The sequence below is a fragment of the Chryseobacterium sp. OV279 genome, assembly GCF_900128945.1.
Taxonomy (GTDB): domain Bacteria; phylum Bacteroidota; class Bacteroidia; order Flavobacteriales; family Weeksellaceae; genus Chryseobacterium.
Genome location: NZ_FQUD01000003.1, coordinates 876,411 through 898,969, shown reverse-complemented (window position 1 = coordinate 898,969; position 22,559 = coordinate 876,411). Strand labels below are relative to the sequence as shown.

The window sequence follows — 22,559 nt, the reverse complement described above, 5'->3', positions numbered from 1 at the left end:
GATGAAAGTTGCCGGTTTTCTTTTTATCATCATGATCATGCTTTCTTCGTGTAAAAAAGATGAAGGGAGTTACCACGGCGGATATTACTGGATTTATGGATATGGATTGCCTGAAATGGGCGCACAGGAGAAGATGGATGGGATATCTGAAAAATGGAAAATTAAGCATTATGCTGTAGCAGGGTGTATGATAAGTAATGAAGAAGGAAGGGCTGTAAATGCTATTAATAAAAGAACCTACGCTGCAATAGAAAGAAAATACGGAAAAGGCTGGAGGGCAGCATATGCTAATGATATGCAGGATTTTGCCATGAAAAATGTAGATGTTATGGATATTCTGATCACGAATAAATTGTTCAGGGATGAACTTAAAAAGCATTACATAGAAGCATATAATGTAGATAAAGAGGTATTTGAGCTTAATAACGAGGGCGAATTTAAAGTCATTGTTTACAATCATGAACTCAAATACGAAAATAAAGAATGCTTTAGATTGTCAGTAAACACTAAGAATAGAACAGTAAATTTAATTCAATAAAACGCAAGATACTTATGAAACGAAATGTAATCTCCATTGTTTTGGGAGGCGGCAGAGGGACAAGATTATTCCCGTTAACGTATTCAAGATCAAAACCGGCAGTTCCTATTGCAGGAAAATACAGGCTGGTAGATATTCCAATTTCCAACTGTCTGAATTCGGGACTCAATAAAATCCTGGTTTTAACGCAGTTTAATTCAGCTTCCTTAAATTCACATATCAAGAATTCTTACCACTTTGATATTTTCAGCAAAGGTTTTGTAGATATTCTTGCTGCCGAGCAGAATGTGGAAAATGAAAGCTGGTATCAGGGAACAGCCGATGCGGTCCGCCAGTCGATGAAGCACCTGGAAAAGTATGATTATGACTATATTCTGATCCTTTCCGGGGACCAGCTCTATCAGATGGATTTCAGGGAAATGCTGGATTTTCATATTGAAAACGGAGGCGATGTAACGATTGCGACCATTCCGGTGGTGGCGAAGGATGCGACCGGATTCGGGATTTTAAAGTCTGATGATGACGGAAATATCACCTCTTTCTATGAAAAACCGGAATACGATATTCTGGACAGCCTAAAATCTGAAGTTTCAGAGGAAAACAAGCACAAAGGAAAAGAATATCTGGCCTCGATGGGAATCTATATTTTCACGAGAACAATTCTTAAAAAGATGTTCGAAGATGGAGCCGGCGATGATTTCGGAAAAGATATCATTCCAAACTCAATAGGGAAGTATAAAACATTAAGCTATCAGTACGAAGGGTATTGGACGGATATCGGAACCATAGAATCGTTTTACGAAGCGAATCTGGACCTTTGTCAGGATCTTCCGCAGTTCAATCTGTTTTCTTCTTCACCTATTTATACAAGGGCGAGGATGCTTCCGCCGTCTAAAATCAACGGTTCTTACGTAAGCAAGGCCGTTTTCGGGGACGGATGCATCATTATGGCCGATAAGATCGAGAATTCAGTGATCGGAAACAGAACAAGAATAGATAAAGGAAGTACCATCGTAAATTCTTACGTGATGGGTGCTGATTTCTATCAAAATACCACAGAAATTGTTCTCAATGACAGAAACGGCCGTCCCAATATGGGAATCGGGAAATACTGTTACATTGAAAAGGCGATTCTTGATAAAAACTGTTACATCGGCGACAATGTCAAGATCATTGGAGGAAAGCATCTTCCGGATGGTGATTACGGAACCCATTCCGTTCAGGATGGAATCGTAGTCGTGAAGAAAGGAGCAGTTCTTCCTTCAGGAACACACATTGGATGAGAAGAAGACTTTTGAAGCTGTTTTCTTTCATGTGATATATGTAAAAACACCTTGTCATTGCGAACCTTTAGGTGAAGCAATCTCTGATTTATGCCACAAAAAAGTATTTTAGAGATTGCTTCGTCGCATAGCTCCTCGCAATGACATTATACAATTTTATCGGAGATAAATTCCTGCGCCTTTGCGATTGTCCAACTATAAAATTTAATGAGTTATGAAAAGGACTTTCAACCCATAAAGTTCCGGACATTAACTTCCATCTTCCCACATCTATCTTCTTACCTTTAACCTCTATCAGGTTAATTAGTGTTAAACATAAAACTAGGGTGATCAACATATTGGTCACTTTTTTTATTTGTCTTACTTTTGTGCGATGCGTTTTTTTAAAATTACAGCCGTGATTCTTGTTTTGCTGGTAGGAGCTTATGCTGCTTCCATGTATTATTTTGTGGATGAAAACAAGGACTTTAAGATAGAAAAAGAGATCGATTATCCCATCGATAAAGTCTTTGCCCAGTTTAATAATCTTCAGCATTTTACGCGCTGGAACAACTTTTTTACGAGTTCGCAGTCTATTGACATAGATTATTACACCCCTTACGAAGGTCAGGGTGGTGCCATCAGCTATGTAGATCCTAAAAACGATACGGACGGGGAAATGTTCATCCGTTACGAGAACCCGCAAAAAAGCCTGCGTTATCAGCTTTTTGAGGACAGAAATGAGAACCCGACGGTTGTTGATGTTCAGTTCAAAGTGGTGTCTGCAGAAAAAACGAAAATTACCTGGAACGTACATACGCCTAAGCTTTCTGTGTTAAGGAGAGTGGAAAATTTCTGGACAGAAGACCGGTTTGCTGAAAACATCAATAAAAGCATGGTGAATCTGAAAAATGTACTGGGCAATAAAGTGGAAAAAGATAACCAGATGGCCTCCATCAAATATGACAGTCTGATGGTAGAAAATGAAGAGGATAAGCTGATTTTGGGTATCAATGTCAGTGCATCCAACAAGAAGGAGGCGCTGTATAAAAATATCGTGATGAATTACAGTAAAATTTACAATTATATCACGATGGATCTTGGTAAAAAAGACGATGAATTCGGCTTTCCGGTATTGATTACGGATGCGGATAACTATAAAGACAAAGAGGTTTCTTACTTCTTGGGAATTCCACTTTCCAAGAAGATTGGAGTTACGGATAATAATTTCAATTTCCGTACAATCAATCCTTCTCAAAACTATGTGATCTACTATAAAGGAAATTATGAAGGCAGAATAAGGGCAGTTCAGCAGCTGATTCAGAAGGCCAAAAAAGACGAGATGCGCTTCGGAGATATCAGACAAACCTTTATTGAACGTCCAATAGAAGGACAGGAGGTGAACATGAAGCTCTCATTATCAGTGTTTAAGTAATTTTTTTTCATTTATTTTTTTCTTAATTTTTTTTAACGGTCTCAGGCTGTCTTAACTCGGTTTTTTTTATTAAATTTGAAGATTAATTCTACAAATAAATTTTAATAATAGATAAACTGTAATAATGGACAGATTTTCATTCCTAAACGCAGCTCATTCTCAGTTAATTGAGGATTTATACCAACAATACTTAAAATTCCCGGATTCTTTGGAGCCATCATGGAAAGCCTTTTTTCAAGGTTTCGATTTCGCTTTGGAGAACTATGGAGATGATGATAACATTCAATACATTCAGGCTCCGGCCAGCGTTGCTCCGGCAGTACAGCAGATCTCTCAGGCAGTAGCCGGTGGAGAAGTTCCTGAGCACATCAAAAAAGAGTTCAAGGTAGTAAACCTTATTGAGGCTTACAGAACGAGAGGGCACTTGTTCACAAAAACAAACCCGGTTAGAGAAAGAAGACACTATACGCCCACTTTAGACATCGAGAACTTCGGTCTTAGCAAGGAGGATTTAAATACAAAATTCAACTGTGCTGTTGAAACAGGGATGAAAGAACCTGCAACACTACAGGACCTGATCAAGCATTTAGAAAGCATCTACTGCGATTCTATCGGGGTAGAGTATACGTATATCAACAACGTTGAAGAAAAAGATTTCATCAAGAAATGGCTTCAGGTGAACGAAAATCACCCAAGTCTTTCTGCCAACGAAAAAACTGAGATTTTACTGAAATTAAATCAGGCGGTAGCTTTCGAAAACTACCTTCACACCAAGTTCGTAGGACAGAAGAGATTCTCTCTGGAAGGAGGTGAAACATTAATCCCTGCACTTGATCAGTTGATCTCAAGATCTTCTCAGTTAGGAGTAGACGAAGTTGTTCTTGGGATGGCTCACAGAGGTAGACTGAACGTGTTATCAAACATCTTCGGGAAATCTTACAAGCAGATCTTCTCAGAATTTGAAGGAAAAGAATTTGAAGAGGATGTATTCTCTGGTGACGTTAAATATCACTTAGGATCATCTAAAATAGTGAAAACAGCTTCAGGAGAAGAAGTAGCGATCAACCTTACCCCGAATCCATCTCACCTTGAAACCGTAGCAGCTCTTGTAGAAGGGATCTGCCGTGCGAAGATAGATGACAAATACAAAGGAGAAGGTTCTAAGATTCTTCCTATCGTGATCCACGGTGACGGTGCTATTGCCGGCCAGGGTATCGCTTATGAAGTGGCTCAGATGATGACGCTGGAAGGATACAAAACAGGTGGAACGGTTCATATCGTTGTTAACAACCAGGTTTCGTTTACCACCAACTATGCGGATGCAAGATCTTCAACATACTGTACAGACATTGCAAAAGTAACGGAATCTCCGGTAATGCACGTTAATGCTGACGATGCTGAAGCGGTAGTTCATGCAATGCATTTTGCAGCAGACTTCAGAGCGAAGTTCGGAAAAGACGTTTATATCGATTTATTAGGATACAGAAAATATGGTCACAACGAAGGTGATGAGCCTAGATTTACACAGCCTAATCTGTATAAATTAATTTCAAAACACCCGAACCCAAGAGAAATTTATAAAGATAAATTACTTAAGGACAGCATCACTTCGAATGATGTGATCGCGAAAATGGAATCAGATTTCAAAGTGCTTTTAGATAAAGACTTTGATGCTTCCAAAGAAATCGAGAAAAATGTAATGGATCTGTTCATGGCAGATGACTGGACCAATTATCCTATTGGGAAAAGAGGGGCAGTTCAGATTCCTGTAGATACAAAATATGACTTAGAGAAGCTTAAAGAACTGGCCATTAAAATGTCATCTCTTCCTGCAGACAAAAAGTTCATCAATAAAATTACAAGACTGTTTGATAACCGTGTTAAAGCTATTGAAGGAAATTCATTAGACTGGGCTCTTGGAGAATGGTTGGCATATGCTACGCTTCTTGTGGAAGGTCACAATGTAAGAATCTCCGGAGAAGATGTGGAAAGAGGAACATTCTCTCACAGACACGCAGTAGTGAAAACAGAAGATACGGAAGAAGAATATATCCCGTTGAGACATGTATCAGAAAGCAGATTTGATGTATTCAACTCTCACCTTTCAGAATACGGAGTTTTAGGTTTCGACTATGGATATGCTATGGTTTCTCCTAATACTTTGACGATCTGGGAAGCTCAGTTCGGAGACTTTGTGAACGGTGCTCAGATCATCGTAGACCAGTATCTGGCTGCTGCAGAAGAGAAATGGAAAATCCAGGACGGATTGGTGATGCTGTTGCCTCACGGTTCAGAAGGTCAGGGAGCAGAACATTCTTCAGCAAGACTAGAAAGATTCTTAACGCTTTGTGCGAACGAAAATATGGTGGTAGCCAACGTTACTTCACCAGCCAACTATTTCCACTTATTAAGAAGACAGCTTAAATGGACATTCAGAAAGCCGCTAATTGTAATGAGCCCTAAATCTCTGTTGCGACACCCTAAAGTGGTTTCTCCACTGGAAGATTTCGCAAATGGTTCATTCCAGCCGATATTGGACGATCCTACAGCAGATCCTAAAAAAGTAGAAAAATTAGTATTGTGTTCAGGTAAACTGTACTTCGAATTATTAGCGAAGAAAGAAGAACTTAACTGTGAAAATATTGCACTGGTAAGATTCGAGCAGTTATATCCGCTTCAGACAGATGCAATAGAAGCTATCTTCAGCAAATACGACAGTAGAACACAGCTGATCTGGGCTCAGGAAGAGCCTGAAAACATGGGCGCATGGTCTTATATCCTGAGAAACTTCAGAGATACAGGAATCCAGGTGGTAGCTCCGGTACCAAGCGGTGCTCCGGCTCCGGGAAGTCACAAAATGTTTGAAAAGAGTCAGAATGCAGTGATCAACAGAGTTTTCGACAGAGATGATGCTCCTGTAAAAAGACCCGTTACCGTGTAATTAATAATACCCAATTAAAAAAATAAAAAATACTCAATATGTCAGTTTTAGAAATGAAAGTTCCTTCACCGGGAGAATCCATTACAGAAGTTGAAATTGCAACTTGGCTTGTGAAAGATGGTGATTATGTAGAAAAAGATCAGCCCATCGCAGAAGTAGACTCAGATAAAGCAACTCTTGAATTACCTGCAGAACAAAGCGGTGTGATCACGTTAAAAGCAGAAGAGGGTGATGTAGTACAGGTTGGCCAGGTAGTTTGTTTAATTGATGTGGATGCTCCAAGACCTGCAGGCGGAAGCGCACCTGCTGCTGAAGCTCCAAAACAGGAAGAGGCTCCGAAAGCTGCTGAACCTGCTAAACAGGAAGCTCCAAAACCAGCTGCTCCGGTAGCGGCTCCACAAACGTATGCAACGGGAGCTCCATCTCCTGCAGCTAAAAAAATCCTTGATGAAAAAGGGGTTGAGGCTGGACAGGTTTCAGGAAGCGGAAGAGACGGAAGAATCACTAAAACAGACGCAGAATTAGCTGCAGTTCCTGCTTTAGGTGGAACACCTTCTACTGCAACTGGTGCACGTACAACGACAACAACTAAACTTTCAGTTCTAAGAAGAAAAATCGCTTCAAGATTGGTTTCTGTAAAGAATGAAACAGCGATGTTGACTACTTTCAACGAAGTTGATATGTCTGAAATTTTCAGATTAAGAAAACTATACAAAGAAGAATTTGCTCAGAAGCACGGAGTAGGATTAGGCTTTATGTCTTTCTTTACAAAAGCAGTAACAAGAGCATTACAAATGTACCCGGATGTGAATGCATCTATCGACGGAGACTTCAAAATCAACTATGATTTCTGCGATATTTCAATTGCAGTGTCAGGTCCTAAAGGATTAATGGTTCCGGTATTGAGAAATGCTGAAAATATGTCTTTCAGTGGAGTTGAAGCGAACATCAAAGATCTTGCAACTAAAGTAAGAGACGGTAAAATTACGGTTGATGAAATGACTGGCGGTACTTTCACGATTACAAATGGTGGTACTTTCGGATCTATGATGTCTACACCGATCATCAACCCTCCACAGTCTGCTATCCTTGGAATGCACAACATTATCCAGAGACCGGTAGCGGTAGACGGACAGGTTGTGATCAGACCAATGATGTATGTTGCGATGTCTTATGACCACAGAATTATCGACGGAAAAGAGTCTGTAGGATTCCTTGTAGCGGTAAAAGAAGGTATCGACAATCCTGTTGAAATTTTAATGGGAGGCGACGAAAGAAAAGGCCTTGGACTATAAAATTTAATAAAATTTTAAGATAACTTACAATCTCGCCTTAAAAAAGGCGAGATTTTTGTATCTGTTATAAAAACTAAGGTGATGTTCTCAAAAATGACTTCCAATATCAAAGTTTCAGTAATACCTGAATATGATAGTAAAAACAGTTATCCTTCCGAAAACCGTTATGTCTTTAAGTACAATATTACAATAGAAAATGACGGAAGCTTTCCCATTAAAGTACTTAAAAGAAAATGGCTCATCTTTGATGTCGGTTTTGGATACACAGAGATTATTGGCGATGGTGTAATCGGATTAACACCGGAAATTCCCACAGGCGAAAATTTCGCTTATTTCTCCAATGTAATGCTTCGGTCCGGCGTAGGTAATATGAGCGGAAAATACCTCGTTAAAAACATGGATACGCAGGAAACTTTTGAGATAGAGATCCCAAAGTTCAACCTGTTGTCTGAAGTGTTAAGCAATTAAGCTGAGTTAAGAGTTTCAGGGTAAATTTTGTTGCTAGTTATTGGTTGCTAGTTGCTGGTTGGTAGTATTAAGCTAATAAATTATTGTTTGCTGTCTTGTGACTGAGATCTAAAATCTTGTTTCTTGACTCTTATTCTCCAGTCTACATTCACCATTCACTTGCAAAGCAAAATTCACCATTGACATTCTTCATCCCAGTTGAAAGTCTGAAATCTGATGTCTGAAATCTGATATCAAAAAAATTAGGATTATTCTCTGATAAATTGATGTCTGCTTATTCCTTTCTGAGATTTGATTTCTAAGAAATAGCCTCCTTTTGAAAGGCCGGAAACATCTATTCTGGAATCTGTTGAATTCTGCTGAATGAGTCTTCCTTCGGCGTTATAAATTTTTGTCCATTCAATACGCTCAACGCCTTTAATTTCAAGAAAACTGTCCTTAACCGGATTGGGGTAAATCTTTATTGATGCAACTTTGGATGCATCCAGTTCTTTGGTGGTTAAGAAACCACTTTCATAAAATGCTTTGTCTCCCAGATTATTGGTGAGCACTAGATTTCTTGTGTTTCCTGAACTGGTAATTACGTAATTATGATTATCTGAATTAAAGGCAAAATAATGATAATATTGATTCGCGAAATTTACATTTTCAGGGAGTGTACAGGTTTCATTGGGGCCTGCTCCATAGGTCCAAAATGTAAAATTGGTTGGATGAATGTCCATCAGATAAATCATTGCCCAAACATTTGTGCCACAAAAAGGACTGTTCATGGTGACGTATGTTCCCGAAGCTCCGGGAGGAGGAGTGAAGGTTAGTGTGGGAGTTCCTATTTCGCTATTCTGCGGAAGATCATAAGTAATGTTGTTTTTAATTACTTTCTTTAGATTCCATGTTGTACTGATGAGTTCCGAGCTTTGTGCCTGGAATAAGGTGCTGACAATAATGACAGCCGGAAGTAAAAGTTTTTTCATGGGTTATAGTTTTTTGATGTATTTATTTAAGAAAGATTCATGGATCTCGTCGTTTTCGGTGATAATTAATTTCTCAAAAGCCAGAAGTGAAATCTTTGCACAGGCTTCGGCATCATCTCCGGCGCGATGGTGATTCAGATTGATCTGGTGATGTTCTGCCAGATGTTTCAGTCCGTATTTTGGAAGATAATTCCATGATTTTTTGGCCAGCTGAATACTGCAGAGATAATTCAGCTTTGGAGGAAACATGCCGTAATGGGCAAAACAGCCTCTTAAAACTCCCGCATCAAAGCTTGCATTGTGAGCAATCATCAGCGATCCGTACATCATCTCTTCAGCTTCATACCAGATCTCATCAAAAGTAGGAGCATCCTTTACATCTTCAGGGATAATTCCGTGAACAGCAATATTAAATCTACTGAAGTATGGAAAGCTTGGTGGTTTGATCAGCCATGTCTTCGTTTCCACAATTTTGGAATCCTGAACAACACAAATACCCATTTCACACGCTGAATTTTTTTCGTGTGTTGCCGTTTCAAAATCTATTGCGCAGAAATCCATTTTTGAGTGATGAGTTAAGAGTTATATGTTGCTGGTTTTATTTAATGTTTAAAGTTCAAGGTTTAAAGTTTAAAGTTTTTTGAAGTTAAGAATTTTTCACATAAAATACTATAGTCCTTTAAACGTCAGATATTTGTACTTTATTTCCCTAATCCCTAATCCCTAATCCCTAATCCCTAATCCCTAATCCCTAATCCCTACTTCCTTCCACCCAAAAAATGTCTAAAGATCAGCCATTTCGATTGATAGAACTTGCTTTTCTGATGATTCTGGCGAAGCTTCCATGTTCCCGGAAGTTGTGCATAAAAGCCAAAATGAGCTCTTACAACGGCCCAAAGGTGAGGGAATCCGTTTTTCAATCCGAAATAAATTCCGGCAATTCCGTCTAAACAAAGTCTGAAGAAAATTAACGCTACCAGTTTTGGAAACGGTAAATTTTTCAGCATCATGGAAAGGTTGTTGCGGATATTTAAATACGTTTTTTGAGCGCTTTGTTTGTTGAGTGTTCCGCCACCTACGTGATAGACTTTGGATTTTCCAGTGTAGAAAATTTTCCTCCCGGAATTAATCAGTCTCCAGCAGAGGTCAATTTCTTCCTGATGGGCAAAAAACCTTTCATCAAAACCTTTCTGTTCCCAGAAGTCTTTTGAACGGATAAAGAAACTGCATCCGGAAGCCCAGAAAATCTGTGTTTCATCATCATATTGCCCTTGATCTTCTTCCACATCATCGAATACACGTCCACGGCAGTAAGGATAACCAAGATTATCAATAAGACCACCAGCAGCGCCGGCAAATTCAAAAAATCCTTTATGATTAAAAGATAAAATTTTAGGCTGTATCGCTGCTATGGAAGGATCTTTTTCAAATAATTCCAGAACCGGAACTGTCCAGTTTTCTGTAACTTCTACATCTGAATTGAGAAGACAGTAATATTCATTTTTGATTTCCTTTAAACCTTCATTGTAACCACCGGCAAAACCATAGTTCTGCGTGTTTTTAATGATTTTTACAGTAGGAAAATGAGTCTGTATATAGGTTATTGAATCATCGGTAGAAAGATTGTCGATGACATAGACATCTGCATTTTGAGAAAAACTGACAACGCTCGGAAGAAATTTCTCAAGCCAGTTTTTTCCATTCCAGTTTAAGATAGCAACAGCTAATTTATTCGGCATCAGGATTTATTTTTTATCGCCATCAAAGGTTTTAATCGAGCTTTGGTACTTCCATTTTCTGTGGGACCAAAGATAGTTGTCCGGGTTCTTGCGAAGTGTATTTTCCAGAAGGTGATGGAATTTTTTCACCACTTCATGTTCTGTAAACTTTTCACCATCCGGATAAATTCTATGGTAGTTGACCTGGTAATAGCCCCGCTTTACTTTCTTCATTTCACAATAAATAAAAGCAAGGTCCATTCTGGTAGCCAGTTTATCATAGCCTATAAATGCTGGCGTTCTCTGGTGAAGGAACTCCAATCCGTAGTTCACATGAGCAACATGGGGCGTTTGGTCTGCCACGAACATATAAGCTGATTCACCATCGTTTTTAGATCTGAAAATATTCATGATCACTTCATTGGCTTCCAAAGCTTCATTTCCAAACTTGTTTCTGACTCTTTTCATCTGGTTTTCCCAGAAATCGCTGTTGACCTTTCTGTATACGGGATGACAGTGTTTTTGTGGAATCACTCTTGCGAAAGCATTCATCCATTCCCAGTTAAAAACGTGTCCTGCCAGCATGATTACATTTTTGCCTTCAGCTTTAGCTTCATGGAAAATCTCCTGATTGATGTGCTGCATTCTGACTCTGGCTTCTGTTTCTGAAATACTGAACGATTTGATGGTTTCTACCAAATAATCTGAGAAGTTAAGATAAAATTTCTTTCGTATGGCTCTAATCTCTTCTTCCGATTTTTCAGGAAAAGAGTTTCTTAGATTTTGGGTAATAACGTTCTTTCGGTAGCCTACCAGATAGTAGTTCAGGAAGAACATAACGTCCGAAAAAATATACAATACTTTGAGCGGAAGCTTTGAAATGAAATATAATATTTTGATCAGGAAATCCATAAAACATGCAAATCTAGTGATAATAAAATTATGGTTCTATTTTTGCTTGCAATAAGTATAAATTTTTTTTATTTTTATGTTATGAAAAAATTGTCAATCATAGCCTTTTTGGGACTTAGCGTCATTGCTTTTTCTCAGGAAACCAAAAATGTACCGGAAGGAAGAAATAAAGATAACGCCCTTTTGGTGAAAACTGACCATGCAGAACTGGATGCGAAGAAGAAAGCTGGTGAGGAGAAGGCAAAACTTCCAAAACCTTACGATCCGAAAGCCAATGCAGAGGCTGATATCAATACATTAATTGCCAAAGCTAAAAAAGAAGGGAAAAACATAATCATTCAGGCGGGTGGAAACTGGTGTATCTGGTGTCTCCGTTTTAATAATTTTGTTCAAAGTACCCCTGAATTGAAGGAAACCGTAGATAAGAACTATGTTTATTATCATTTGAATTTCTCTCCTGAGAATAAGAATGAAAAAGTTTTTTCTAAATATGTAGATGTTAATGAAAAACTGGGTTATCCTTTTTTCATAGTTTTGGATAAGAACGGAAAAATGATTCATGTACTGAAAGACAGCTCAGTTCTGGAAGAAGGTAAAGGCTACAGCAAAGAAAAGGTAAAAGAATTCTTTACTCAGTGGGCGCCTAAATCATAAAAATACAACCGGGAAATTTCCCGGTTTTTTTATTTACAATAGTTTCTTGATCCAGTTTAATTTCTTTTCAGAATAAGGAGGATATTTAATACTAGGTTCACCCCAGGTTGCTTTTTCAAGGATAGATTTCTGATGTGAAAAAGCTTCGAAACCATATTTTCCATGGTAATTTCCGATACCGGAAGCTCCAACGCCTCCAAAAGGTAACCTTTCATTACCCAAATGCATGATCACATCATTGATACATCCGCCACCAAAGGATAATTTCGAAGTAAAAGCTTCTTTTTCCTCAGCATTCCGGGTGAACAGATAGGCCGCAAGTGGTTTTTCATGTTCCAGGATCGTATTTAAAATCGGATTAAAATGGGTAAAGCTGATCACGGGAAGTATCGGACCGAAAATCTCTTCCTGCATGACATCATCTTCCCAGTTAACGTTGTTCAGAATGGTAGGTTCAATATGCAGTTTCGTTTCGTCTGAATTTCCTCCAAAATAAATGTTCTTCTGGTCGATAAGTTTTACGAGACGGTCAAAATTTTTGCGGTTGATAATTCTTGTATACTGTTCGGAACCGGGTTGGTATTTGAACTCCGTGATATATTTTCTCAACATTTCCAGAAACTGTTCATGAATGGATTCTTCTACAAGCAGATAATCCGGAGCTACACAGGTCTGTCCTGCATTGAGGAATTTTCCCCAAACGATTCTTTTGGCAGCGACTTCAAGGTCTGCATCTTTGGTGACGATTGCAGGAGACTTTCCTCCCAATTCAAGAACAACAGGTGTTAAATGCTCTGCAGCAGCTTTGTACACGATCTTTCCAACTTTTGTACTTCCTGTAAAAAATATTTTGTCAAATTTCAGTTTTAAAAGCTCAGTGGTTTCATCAATGCCTCCTTCGTAGACATATAAATACTCGGGTGGAAAGTTCTCATTGATGAGTTTGGCCATCACTTTCATTGTGTTTTCTGCTATTTCACTAGGCTTTAGAATACAGCAGTTTCCTGCAGCTAATGCAGCGATCATAGGAGACAGAGACAATTGATAAGGATAATTCCAAGCACCAATAACCAGAACACAGCCCAACGGTTCAGGATGAATATTGCTTTTCCCGATCTGATTAGACAGATTGGTAGTGACTTTTTTAGGTTTTGAAAGGGAATTTAAATTCTTCAGATAATAATGAATGTCATTCAGCACGAAAGAAAGTTCTGTGGTGAACGTATCAAATTTTGACTTACCAAAATCCTTATGAATAGCTTCGCACAAAAGATCTTCACTCCTTAGGATAATATCCCGGAGCTTTTCAAGATACATTTTCCTGAACTTAAGACTCTTTGTCTGCTGGGTTTTGAAAAAAGCCTGTTGGTTGGATACCACTTCCTGAATGTCCATAAAATCAAATTTCTGGAAGTACAGCAAATTTTCGGCCTAAACGATTACATAATATTCCTCACCGCAATTTTCACAGGATGATACAACAGTAAAGCAAAAGCCGTAATCAGTGCCAGCCAGAAAAGTCCGGTGAAAATTTCCATATTGGAAAGAAGGATCGACTGAGCGGTTATTTTTGCTTTAAATGCACCGGCAGTCATAGACAGGGATTCATTAACCGGAAGTTTAGACAGATTAGCTCCGAATATCTGATTCCACTGGCTGTAGAAAACAGGATTGGAATCAGTCATATTGAAACTTAAGGTATCAGAATGTTTTAACGTTAAAAACAGCATCAGGTTCTGCATTAAAGCATATCCGATGGCGGTGGTCCAGAAACGGGTAGTGGTTCCTAAGGCCGTTGCATTGGCGACAAACTGTTCAGGCATTCCGGAAATCAAAAAGAAAACAAGCGGCGTAAACAGCAGACCTTGTGCGATTCCTTGTAAAAACAAAGGCGGACAGATCGTGGAAAGAGTCGTATCCGGATAAAAAGTATACGTAAACCATGCACAATCGATGGCCAGTAGTAAAAATCCGGTGAAGAAAACAATTCTTGAAGAAACACCGCGCATCAGGCAAATTCCAGATAAGATAACACCCAATAAAGTCCCGGCCACATTCCAGTACTGAATATTGACAATATAATCCCATGGCCATTTCCAGACGGTAGCCATAATGCTGTATACATTATTTAAACCCGATCGGATCAGATAGAAAATAAAGAACATAATCATTCCGGCAATGACATTTTTTGAGCTGAAAACTTCGTAATGAAAAAGTGGCCTTTTGGAATTCCTTTGCTTCAGCATAAATAATCCTCCGGAAAGCAGAAATATGAAAAAACACATGATAATCGTGTCGGACTCCAGCCACATCAGCCTTTTTCCGTAAATAATAGCGTAACCTCCCGACTGCAAACAGGCCCAAAGGAGGAACCAGCTTGTAATATCGAGCTGATAGAGTGGCATTTTAGGAAAAAATCTGTTGGTATTAAAAAGAGCGATTCCGATGATCAGGACAAAGATGTGAAAATAGGCCATCATCAGGATCATATGCTTGAAATCATAATCTTCAATACTTGATTTCAGTAAAGATGTAGTGATGGTTCCGCCGGTCAGCATGATGGTGTACATGAACAGATAAGCTATCACCTTGGCGTGTTTTGTTTTTAATTCGGCAATGATCAACGGAAGAAAAATAGCGCCTTCGAACAACCCGAAAATCCCTTCGAGAAAACGGATCACCAGAATAACCTGATAATTATTCGTGACCGATAAAGCATACAGGATAATCACGGAAACAGAAGCCATCAGAAGGATATAATATTTCACGCTGAAATACGCCATAAACCGCTGTAAAACTAAAAGTGTAACCACAAATGTCCCATACATTAAAATCATTAAATACTGAATGTCATCCGAATCTACATCCATAAACGAAGACGTGAAAGCGCTGTTGGAATGCAAAAGCGACAACAGCATCAGGTGAGGGAAAAGAGCCAGCACCAGAAGAGGCAGTTTCAGCCATTGTGGTACCCATTTATGATAAACTGTATTATGTTGCATGGTTGATGAGATGATTCTTTGATGTGTTGATTTGGCGATGAGATGATGGGAGAAAAAAACACGGAAAGACAAAAGAGCAGGGTGTAAAAAAAGTAAAAGGTAAATTGACAAATACTTATGAATCATCATAAGCCTGTCGCTGCAGTTCTGTCTTTCCGCTGAAAAAATCTAATGGGCTGTTTTGTTGAATTTGATCGTGTGTTCATTTAAAAATGTTAGGATGTGATCATTATTAAAGTATTCTCCTGCATTAATATCCTTCAACTCTAATAACTCACACACCCTTACATTCTCTAACATTCACACTAAATCACTATATTTTTTTTGCACTGACAAGGACATTCATCCCGGAAAGTAGTTTTTCGTTATTTTGATTGTTATCGAGAATAATTTTTACAGGAAACCGCTGTTCAATTTTCACGAAGTTCCCGGTGGCATTATCCGGTTTTACCAGGGAAAACTGTGAACCTGAGGCGGGAGATACGGAAACGACTTTTCCTTTGAATTCAATATCAGGATAAGCATCTGCCGTGATTGTAACTTCCTGTTTCGGGTCGATCTGTCCCAGCTGGGTTTCTTTATAATTAGCAATGATCCATTTTTCTTTGCTCACAATTTGCACCAAAGCCTGGCCTTCTTTAATAAGCTGCCCTTCTTGGATGGTCTTTTTTCCAACCCAGCCATCATAGGGCGCTGTAATTACGGTGTAGGAAAGGAAAAGCTTAGCATTGTTAAGACTTGCAGAACTCTGCTGGATCTGGCTTTTGACAGGAGCTACTTTTGTCTGCTGTTCATTGGCACCGGCTCTCACTGCATTTTTCTGCTGTTCTAAGGCTAAAAGATTGGCTTTGGCCTGTTCGTAAGAAGCTTTTACATTCTCAAACTGCTGTTCTGTGGCGGCATCTTCTGAAACTAAATTTTTGTATCGCTTAAAATCCTGTTCCGTTCTCCATATATCAATTTTGGCTGAAGCAATTTTAGCATCGATGATTTTGGAATCACTTTCTTTGGTATTGACACCACTTTCAATGGTGGTGATGTTTTCAGCATTCGCATGAAGGCCTGCTTCCGCCATTTTCACTTGGTTGACAAACTCTCTGTTGTCTATGACAATCAATGTATCTCCTTTTCGGACAAACTGGTTTTCTTCGAACTGTATCGTTTTAATGAACCCTGAAACCTTGCTGGAAACGGGCGTAATATATTGCTCGATCTGGGCATCATTCGTGGTGACATTTTTTCTTGAGAAAAGAAAGAAGCTTACCATTCCCGTGATTCCGCTGATGATCAGAATCCAGGCCAGCAGCGTGATCGTTTTGTTGATTCTTTTTTCCTTTTGTGTCAGTTGTTTCTTTGCCATAGTTTTTATAAGTTTCCAATCGTGTACTGGAGTTGGTAATATTTTAATTGTCGGTTGATTTTTACGGAGATAAGATTGGATTCAGCCTCAAGATAAGCATTGTCTGCATCGATAAGTTCGGTGATCAGACTTAATTTATTGGCGTATTTTGTCTTTACAATTCTATAGTTTTCTTTGGCCTGACCAATGGCTTCCTCTGCGATTTTAACCTTCTGATCAGTCTCTTCAAATTTTTTATAGGCTTCATACACATGATGGCGTACATTTTCATCGTTTTCCTCGATCTGGAGTTTGGCCAGATCAATATTTTCCCGGGCTTCCTGCATTTTGTATTTGTTTTTATACAGGTTTTCGATAGGATAGGTAAGGTTTACACCCAGCATTCCAAGGCGGTAGGCATAAGGCTCGGGAGGAAAGAACATCATATTCGGGTACTTTATAAAATATTCTCCACCAGCTGTAATTTTCGGTAAATAATTCGCTTTCGTGATCTTCTGATCTAATTGTTTTAACGAAAGGTTTTTGTGGGTCATTTCTACCGATTCATTTTGATGTAAAGCCGTTTCTGTGAGCTCATCGATATAAGGAACCGAAGCTTTGTCGGAGATCAGATCTTCCGTGTCTGCGTGCATTTCCTGGTTTTCCGGAAGCGAAAGAATGGTTTTAAGCTTATGTTCTGCAATTTGGATATCGTTATCCAGCTCTGTCCAGCTCATTGTATGGTTTGAAAGCTGTAAAGATGTTCTCAGAACTTCATTCACTGTAACAACACCATTGGCTTTCAAAGCTTTCACCTGTTTGATGTTGATGGAATCCTCCTTCATTTTATCGTTGATCAGGTTTTGCTGCTCTTTTAAATGATGAATCTGAAGAAAAGCTGTAATGATCTCCATTTTCAGCTGTCTTTCATCCTGATGGGTTTTTAAAGCCGAAATTTCGGTATCAATCGCTGCTTTTTTTTCTGTATTCTTGATCTTTCCACCCATATACACAGGAATGGATGCTGCAAGGGTAAAATCATACATTCCGTTGATGATGTCATATTTTGTCGCCTTATTGAAAAAGCCATTCTGATGCTGGAAAAGATTGGTTACCTGATTGTAGCTGGTATGAAATTCAATATCCGGCAGTTTTTCCATAGCGAGGTCTTTCTCCTTTGTAACAGACATTTCCTGTTTTAAATGGCTGATGCGGATACTCTTGTTGTTTTTTAAACCGGTCTCTATAGCCTGTTGAAGGCTCAGATGCTGGTAATCGTTCATTTGTGAGTGTAAAAAACTGCCTGTCAGCAGTAAGGACAACGCCATACACCTGTATTGGAAGGCGTTAAATGTCATATTCATAATTTAAGTAAGGGATTTTTGCTGAAATGATTTTGATGCTGCAAAGTTACACTGCACTGGATCGGACCCTATTTGTTAAAGCAGAAAAAGATTTGCTCATTTACGCCAATATGAAATTTTCTTCTTATCTTTATTCTATGAACGACAGCCATTTTAAAGCAGTAGAAGAAGATGATGCAGAATTTTATGTCTATAATGTGTTTACAGGAGGCATAACGACGGACATCCATCATCACAGTTCTGCCCAGATGGTCTATGCAGAGGGTGGAATAGTCCATATTTTTACAGACCTCCAACACTGGTATCTTCCGGCAAGATGCTTTATGTGGATCCCGGCCGGAACACCTCATTACATCTTTTCAAGCAGCCCGAATGTGGAATTCTATAATTTTTATTTTAAAAAAGAAGAAAACGAAAATGGCTTCTTTGATGAAATTAATATTTATTCCGTCAGTCATCTTCTCCGGGAAATGATTTTGTATACCAAAGACTGGAATGGAAAAATCACAAAAAATGACAGCGCTAAATATTTTTTCCTCAAAGCATTAAAAGGAATTCTTCCTGAAAAAAGAGACAAAAAGCTGGCTTTTCCCGTTCAGCATCCGTTTCCAAAAGACGAGACCCTTCTGAAGATTGCCAAGTATATCCACGCTAATCTTGAAAAGCCCCTTACCATCGAATCTACGGCAAAAGAATTCGGGATGAGTACCAGAACCCTCTCCAGGAGGTTTAAAGAGATTTTAGGCATGAATTACGTCCGTTTCCTGCGTGCTTTAAGGATTACCCGCTCGCTGGAATTAATGATGGAAGGAAAATACAATATGTACGAAATAGCCATGATGGTAGGTTACAATAGCCTATCGTCATTCAGTAACATATTTAAAAAAGTAATTGGGATTCCGCCGAGTGAGTATCAGCAGAAATTGAGAGGAGGGGAGTGATTGTATTGGTGGCTTCGGGAGTCCTACCATCCGCGCCACCTTAGCCCCGATAGAAACGGTTACCCCGCAGTAAGCGTTGGCTAAGCAGCTGCGCGGGGAGTATGAGTGGATAGCGGGATTAAGCTTCTCATAAAACAAAAAAACCACTTCAAACGAAGTGGTTAATATATTTGAGAAAATCTCTTTAAAGCTTATGCTTCTTCAGAAGGAGTTTCTTCTACTACTTTAGCTTTAGGAGCAGCTGGTTTAGGAGCTTCTACCGGAGCATCAGATACGATGTCGAATTCGAAATTGTACTCAACATTTCTGTGAAGTCTGATGTTTGCAGTAACTTTACCAGTTCTTTTAATAGTGTTCCCTGGGATTTTGATGTATTTCTTCTCTACAGAAACTCCAGCTTTAGCAAGAGCGTCAGAAAGATCAGAATTGTTGATAGATCCGAATAACTTGTCACCAGAACCTACTTTTGCAGGAATAGTGATAGAAGTCTTCTTCAATTGATCTACTACACCGTTAGCTGTAGCGATAAGTTTAGCTTCTTCTTCTTTTCTAGCCTCTAAAGTAGCTTCTAGAGCTGCTTTGTTTTTAGGAGTAGCTAAAAGAGCAATTCCTTGAGGAAGTAAGAAGTTTCTTGCATAACCTGGCTTTACGCTTACTGTATCAAACTCAAGTCCTAAGTTTTCTACGTCTTTTTTTAGAATGATATCCATTGTTGTTGTCCGTTTTTAGTTTTAGAACCAAGACTAAAGAGCCAAGAACCAAGACATTACATCTTTTATCTTTTTATCTTACGTCTTTTCTCTAAAAATCGTTAGAATTAAATTATTTATTCAGCAACAAAAGAAGAGGTTGCCCTCTTCTTCTATTTATTTTTTTTGTCTTATTTCAATAAGTCAGCTACGTAAGGTAGTAAAGAAAGGTGTCTTGCTCTTTTGATAGCAGCAGAAACTTTTCTTTGATATTTTAAAGAAGTTCCAGTGTATCTTCTTGGTAAGATCTTACCTTGCTCGTTTACGAATTGTAATAAGAAGTCAGCATCTTTGTAATCAACGTGCTTAATTCCGTATTTTTTGAATCTACAATATTTCTTTTCAGATTTTGTATTGATATCAAGTGGAGTAAGGAATTTTACTTCTGATTCTCCTCCAGCTGAGGCTTGTTTAGCCATTTCATCTATTGCCATGTCTTGTCTTTTTTAAAAAATAGGGTTAATAATTAAGCTCTAGCCGCTTTGATTTTAGTTCTTCTAGTTACAGCATACTCAACAGCGTGCTTGTCAAGTTTTGTAGTCAGGTAACGGATTACTCTCTCGTCACGTTTGAATGCTAATTCTAAATCAGCTACTACAGTACCTTCACCTTTAAACTCGATTAAAGTGTAGAATCCATTCTTTTTCAATTGAATTGGATAAGCTAGTTTTTTTAATCCCCAGTTTTCTTTGGCAACGATTTCACAGTTCTTTTCTTTTAAAAGATCTTCAAATTTTTTCACTGCTTCCTCTACCTGAGCATCAGATAGAACGGGAGTTAAAATGAAAACAGTTTCGTAATTGTTCATAATGTTAAATGAATTTGTTAATTATTTCGAGGTGCAAAATTAGAGAATATATTTGGAATATGCAATACTTTGGTGGATAATTGTAGGGAGATTTCAGACATCAGACATCAGACATCAGACATCAGACATCAGACATCAGATGTTAAGATTAAGGTTGAAATTGAAGTTAGGGATATTAATGGTGAATTTTAAACTGTAAGAGTCGGGAGATATTAGGTCGAAGCATTTAATCAAGATCATAGACATAGTACAATTGCTATATCAACCTTTTTGCTACGAACCAGCAACTAGCAAAAGACAACACATATCCCAAAACTACTCCTTCTCCCTGATCTCCGTCAGGAAATTCACCTTAATCACATCATATAAAGAATGTCTGCTTACCAGAATAGAAGCTATGGATGAAACCATTCCCGCCAGCATAAGGTGGAAAATAAGGGAATGTCTGTCCGTCATTTCCAGGACAATAATAGCAGATGTAAACGGAGCTCTTGTAATTCCGGTAAGAAATGCGACCATTCCGGCGAGGATCACGACATTGGTTTCGTTTGGGGTCAAATGAATAGCACCTGAAATCACGGAACCAATACTGGCACCTGCTGTAAGCGCTGGCGCAAAAATTCCGCCTGCACCGCCTGATGTAAAAGAAAGGGCAGGGCCAAGCATTCTTAAGATCGGGACGTACCATTCTTCATGCTTATCCTTTGTGAAAAGAACACGCTCCATAATTTCCTTTCCGGAGCCCAGAATCTCTCTGTTGATGAAATAGGCTATAGAAGCGATAAACAGTGCGCAGATCACAAGAAAAATAACATTGGCCTGGTCGGTTTTCAGTTTTCTTTTCTTCCAGTCACTCATTTTGAGCATCATGACAGAAAGCTGGCTGGCCAGAATTCCGGCAGTTCCGGCTACGAGAATAATAGGAAACATCACCATTAATGAAACATCATTGGTTTTCGGGTAGCCTAAATATAAATAGGAACCCGCCAAAGTCTGAGCTGTTAAACCCGCAATGATTACAGCCGTGAACAATGCTGTTTTGAAATAGTTGATATGTGTTTTTGAAAGTTCTTCTACCGCAAATACAATTCCTCCCAAAGGTGTGTTGAATGCCGCTGCAAGTCCTGCCGCTGCACCGGTCATAATCATGTTTTTCTTAGAGATTTTCGGCCACCAGTGGGGTAGATATTCATTGACCTTCCGGAATACAGAACCTGCTATCTGTATCGTTGGTCCTTCACGTCCTACAGCTCCGCCGCCGATAACCAGAACAACAGATGAAATGATTTTAAAAACAATGATTTTAAGGCTTAAAAGGCTTCTGATTTTTGTATGTTCCTTTGGATTGGCAAGCTCTACAGCGGCCATAACCTGTGGAATTCCGCTTCCTTTAGCATTCGGGGCAAATTCTTTTACCAGCCACCACGAAAGCACAAAACCGATAGGAGCAATGATGAAGATCATCCACGCATGCCAGTTCATGATGAAATTCAGCAGATGCTCTCCCCATGCGAATATCTTGGCGTACATCACTGCAAAAAAACCGGTGATCACTGAACCGATCCAGAAAGGAATCGCCTGAAGCAGATTGTTCTTCAGTTGTTCGTTTCTTATGTTGTCGAAAGACTTTTTAAGGCCTTTTCGTAAGAGGTAGAAAATTTTCAGCATTTGTGGACCGGGACATTTTATTGAACTGAAAAATAGGAAAATTAGATGGTATCTGAAAATATCTGCTGTAAAAAATAAGCCGATTTAATAATGGCTGATTGAAAAAATAGAATGAAAGAGCACTATACTCGATGATAGTTAAGCATTGTGATACATTGAGTAGACATAATTTTGTACTCTAAATTAAAAAAATATGAAAACAATAAATGGAAATATCCTGGTAATTGGTGGTGGTGGAAAAAACGGCCGCCGTGTGGTAAAGAAATTGAAAACGCTTGGATATACCGTCTTTTCTACAGTTCGTGTAAAAGATGAAGTGAATGAAGATACCCGTTTTTTCGACTGGAACGATCTTACATCTTATGATCAGGCCTTGAAGAATATGGATAAAGTATACATTGTACATCCTGATACCTCCATTCCGGGTGCGAAGGAACAGATATCAGAACTGGTCAACAGCATGGTTGATCAGTATTGATCGGTCAGATCACAGA

General features: G+C 38.8%; 21 protein-coding genes. 9 read left to right on the top strand and 12 right to left on the bottom strand.

Going from position 1 to position 22,559, the window contains the following annotated elements:
* Nucleotide 1: 1 nt before the first annotated feature.
* The 6 genes from BUA72_RS16590 to apaG all read left to right on the top strand — a co-directional run bounded on the left by BUA72_RS16590 (nt 2) and on the right by apaG (nt 7,939).
* Nucleotides 2-538, top strand: a complete 537-nt coding sequence (locus tag BUA72_RS16590) for an FEKKY domain-containing protein (RefSeq protein WP_072923979.1) — start codon at nt 2-4, stop codon at nt 536-538.
* Between the two features lie 14 nt (nt 539-552).
* Nucleotides 553-1,821, top strand: a complete 1,269-nt coding sequence (locus BUA72_RS16585; protein ID WP_034725336.1) for a glucose-1-phosphate adenylyltransferase — start codon at nt 553-555, stop codon at nt 1,819-1,821.
* Nucleotides 1,822-2,194: 373 nt separating this feature from the next.
* Entirely contained in the window at nt 2,195-3,235 is a 1,041-nt protein-coding gene (locus BUA72_RS16580; RefSeq protein ID WP_034725337.1) for an SRPBCC domain-containing protein, read from the top strand.
* 124 nt (nt 3,236-3,359) lie between these two features.
* On the top strand, nt 3,360-6,176 hold the full coding sequence (locus BUA72_RS16575; protein ID WP_034725339.1) for a 2-oxoglutarate dehydrogenase E1 component: 2,817 nt from the start codon (nt 3,360-3,362) through the stop codon (nt 6,174-6,176).
* 38 nt (nt 6,177-6,214) lie between these two features.
* Nucleotides 6,215-7,471 carry a 2-oxoglutarate dehydrogenase complex dihydrolipoyllysine-residue succinyltransferase gene (odhB, locus tag BUA72_RS16570; RefSeq protein ID WP_072923978.1) on the top strand — a complete coding sequence of 419 codons (1,257 nt, stop codon included), beginning with the start codon at nt 6,215-6,217 and terminating at the stop codon, nt 7,469-7,471.
* Between the two features lie 93 nt (nt 7,472-7,564).
* Nucleotides 7,565-7,939, top strand: coding sequence for a Co2+/Mg2+ efflux protein ApaG (gene apaG / locus BUA72_RS16565; protein WP_223607677.1), 375 nt, complete (start codon nt 7,565-7,567; stop codon nt 7,937-7,939).
* A gap of 248 nt (nt 7,940-8,187) precedes the next feature.
* Here the strand turns inward: apaG and BUA72_RS16560 are convergent, their stop codons facing one another.
* The 4 genes from BUA72_RS16560 to BUA72_RS16545 all read right to left on the bottom strand — a co-directional run bounded on the left by BUA72_RS16560 (nt 8,188) and on the right by BUA72_RS16545 (nt 11,540).
* Nucleotides 8,188-8,910: a T9SS type A sorting domain-containing protein gene (locus tag BUA72_RS16560; RefSeq protein WP_072923976.1), complete on the bottom strand. Its 723-nt coding sequence runs from the start codon at nt 8,908-8,910 to the stop codon at nt 8,188-8,190.
* Between the two features lie 3 nt (nt 8,911-8,913).
* Nucleotides 8,914-9,471, bottom strand: a complete 558-nt coding sequence (locus tag BUA72_RS16555) for a 3'-5' exonuclease (protein WP_072923975.1) — start codon at nt 9,469-9,471, stop codon at nt 8,914-8,916.
* A gap of 197 nt (nt 9,472-9,668) precedes the next feature.
* Nucleotides 9,669-10,649 carry a glycosyltransferase family 2 protein gene (locus BUA72_RS16550; RefSeq protein ID WP_072923973.1) on the bottom strand — a complete coding sequence of 327 codons (981 nt, stop codon included), beginning with the start codon at nt 10,647-10,649 and terminating at the stop codon, nt 9,669-9,671.
* A 6-nt stretch (nt 10,650-10,655) separates the two neighbouring features.
* The gene (locus BUA72_RS16545) at nt 10,656-11,540 is read right to left on the bottom strand and encodes a lysophospholipid acyltransferase family protein (protein ID WP_047456078.1); all 885 of its coding nucleotides are present in this window, start codon (nt 11,538-11,540) and stop codon (nt 10,656-10,658) included.
* Nucleotides 11,541-11,621: 81 nt separating this feature from the next.
* Between BUA72_RS16545 and BUA72_RS16540 the strand changes: the two genes are divergently transcribed.
* Nucleotides 11,622-12,194, top strand: coding sequence for a thioredoxin family protein (locus tag BUA72_RS16540; protein ID WP_072923972.1), 573 nt, complete (start codon nt 11,622-11,624; stop codon nt 12,192-12,194).
* A gap of 33 nt (nt 12,195-12,227) precedes the next feature.
* Here the strand turns inward: BUA72_RS16540 and BUA72_RS16535 are convergent, their stop codons facing one another.
* From BUA72_RS16535 to BUA72_RS16520, 4 genes are all read right to left on the bottom strand, one after another.
* Nucleotides 12,228-13,613, bottom strand: coding sequence for an aldehyde dehydrogenase (locus tag BUA72_RS16535; protein ID WP_262484414.1), 1,386 nt, complete (start codon nt 13,611-13,613; stop codon nt 12,228-12,230).
* A 20-nt stretch (nt 13,614-13,633) separates the two neighbouring features.
* Entirely contained in the window at nt 13,634-15,196 is a 1,563-nt protein-coding gene (locus BUA72_RS16530) for an MFS transporter (RefSeq protein ID WP_047456076.1), read from the bottom strand.
* Between the two features lie 313 nt (nt 15,197-15,509).
* Complete coding sequence (locus tag BUA72_RS16525; RefSeq protein ID WP_072923967.1) at nt 15,510-16,556, bottom strand: HlyD family secretion protein; 1,047 nt, start codon at nt 16,554-16,556, stop codon at nt 15,510-15,512.
* A 5-nt stretch (nt 16,557-16,561) separates the two neighbouring features.
* The gene (locus BUA72_RS16520) at nt 16,562-17,863 is read right to left on the bottom strand and encodes a TolC family protein (protein ID WP_228407905.1); all 1,302 of its coding nucleotides are present in this window, start codon (nt 17,861-17,863) and stop codon (nt 16,562-16,564) included.
* A 71-nt stretch (nt 17,864-17,934) separates the two neighbouring features.
* On the opposite strand from BUA72_RS16520, the gene BUA72_RS16515 reads away from it, so the two are divergent.
* Nucleotides 17,935-18,840, top strand: a complete 906-nt coding sequence (locus tag BUA72_RS16515; protein WP_228407904.1) for a helix-turn-helix domain-containing protein — start codon at nt 17,935-17,937, stop codon at nt 18,838-18,840.
* 191 nt (nt 18,841-19,031) lie between these two features.
* Here BUA72_RS16515 and rplI read toward each other — a convergent pair whose 3' ends face one another.
* From rplI to BUA72_RS16495, 4 genes are all read right to left on the bottom strand, one after another.
* Complete coding sequence (gene rplI, locus BUA72_RS16510; protein ID WP_047455495.1) at nt 19,032-19,550, bottom strand: 50S ribosomal protein L9; 519 nt, start codon at nt 19,548-19,550, stop codon at nt 19,032-19,034.
* 170 nt (nt 19,551-19,720) lie between these two features.
* On the bottom strand, nt 19,721-20,023 hold the full coding sequence (gene rpsR / locus BUA72_RS16505) for a 30S ribosomal protein S18 (RefSeq protein WP_034706728.1): 303 nt from the start codon (nt 20,021-20,023) through the stop codon (nt 19,721-19,723).
* 32 nt (nt 20,024-20,055) lie between these two features.
* Nucleotides 20,056-20,397: a 30S ribosomal protein S6 gene (rpsF, locus tag BUA72_RS16500; RefSeq protein WP_034706729.1), complete on the bottom strand. Its 342-nt coding sequence runs from the start codon at nt 20,395-20,397 to the stop codon at nt 20,056-20,058.
* Nucleotides 20,398-20,712: 315 nt separating this feature from the next.
* Nucleotides 20,713-22,065, bottom strand: a complete 1,353-nt coding sequence (locus BUA72_RS16495) for a chloride channel protein (RefSeq protein ID WP_072923963.1) — start codon at nt 22,063-22,065, stop codon at nt 20,713-20,715.
* Nucleotides 22,066-22,258: 193 nt separating this feature from the next.
* Here BUA72_RS16495 and BUA72_RS16490 point away from each other — a divergent pair, with 193 nt between their 5' ends.
* Nucleotides 22,259-22,543, top strand: coding sequence for an NAD-dependent epimerase/dehydratase family protein (locus BUA72_RS16490; protein WP_072923961.1), 285 nt, complete (start codon nt 22,259-22,261; stop codon nt 22,541-22,543).
* Nucleotides 22,544-22,559: the final 16 nt, after the last annotated feature.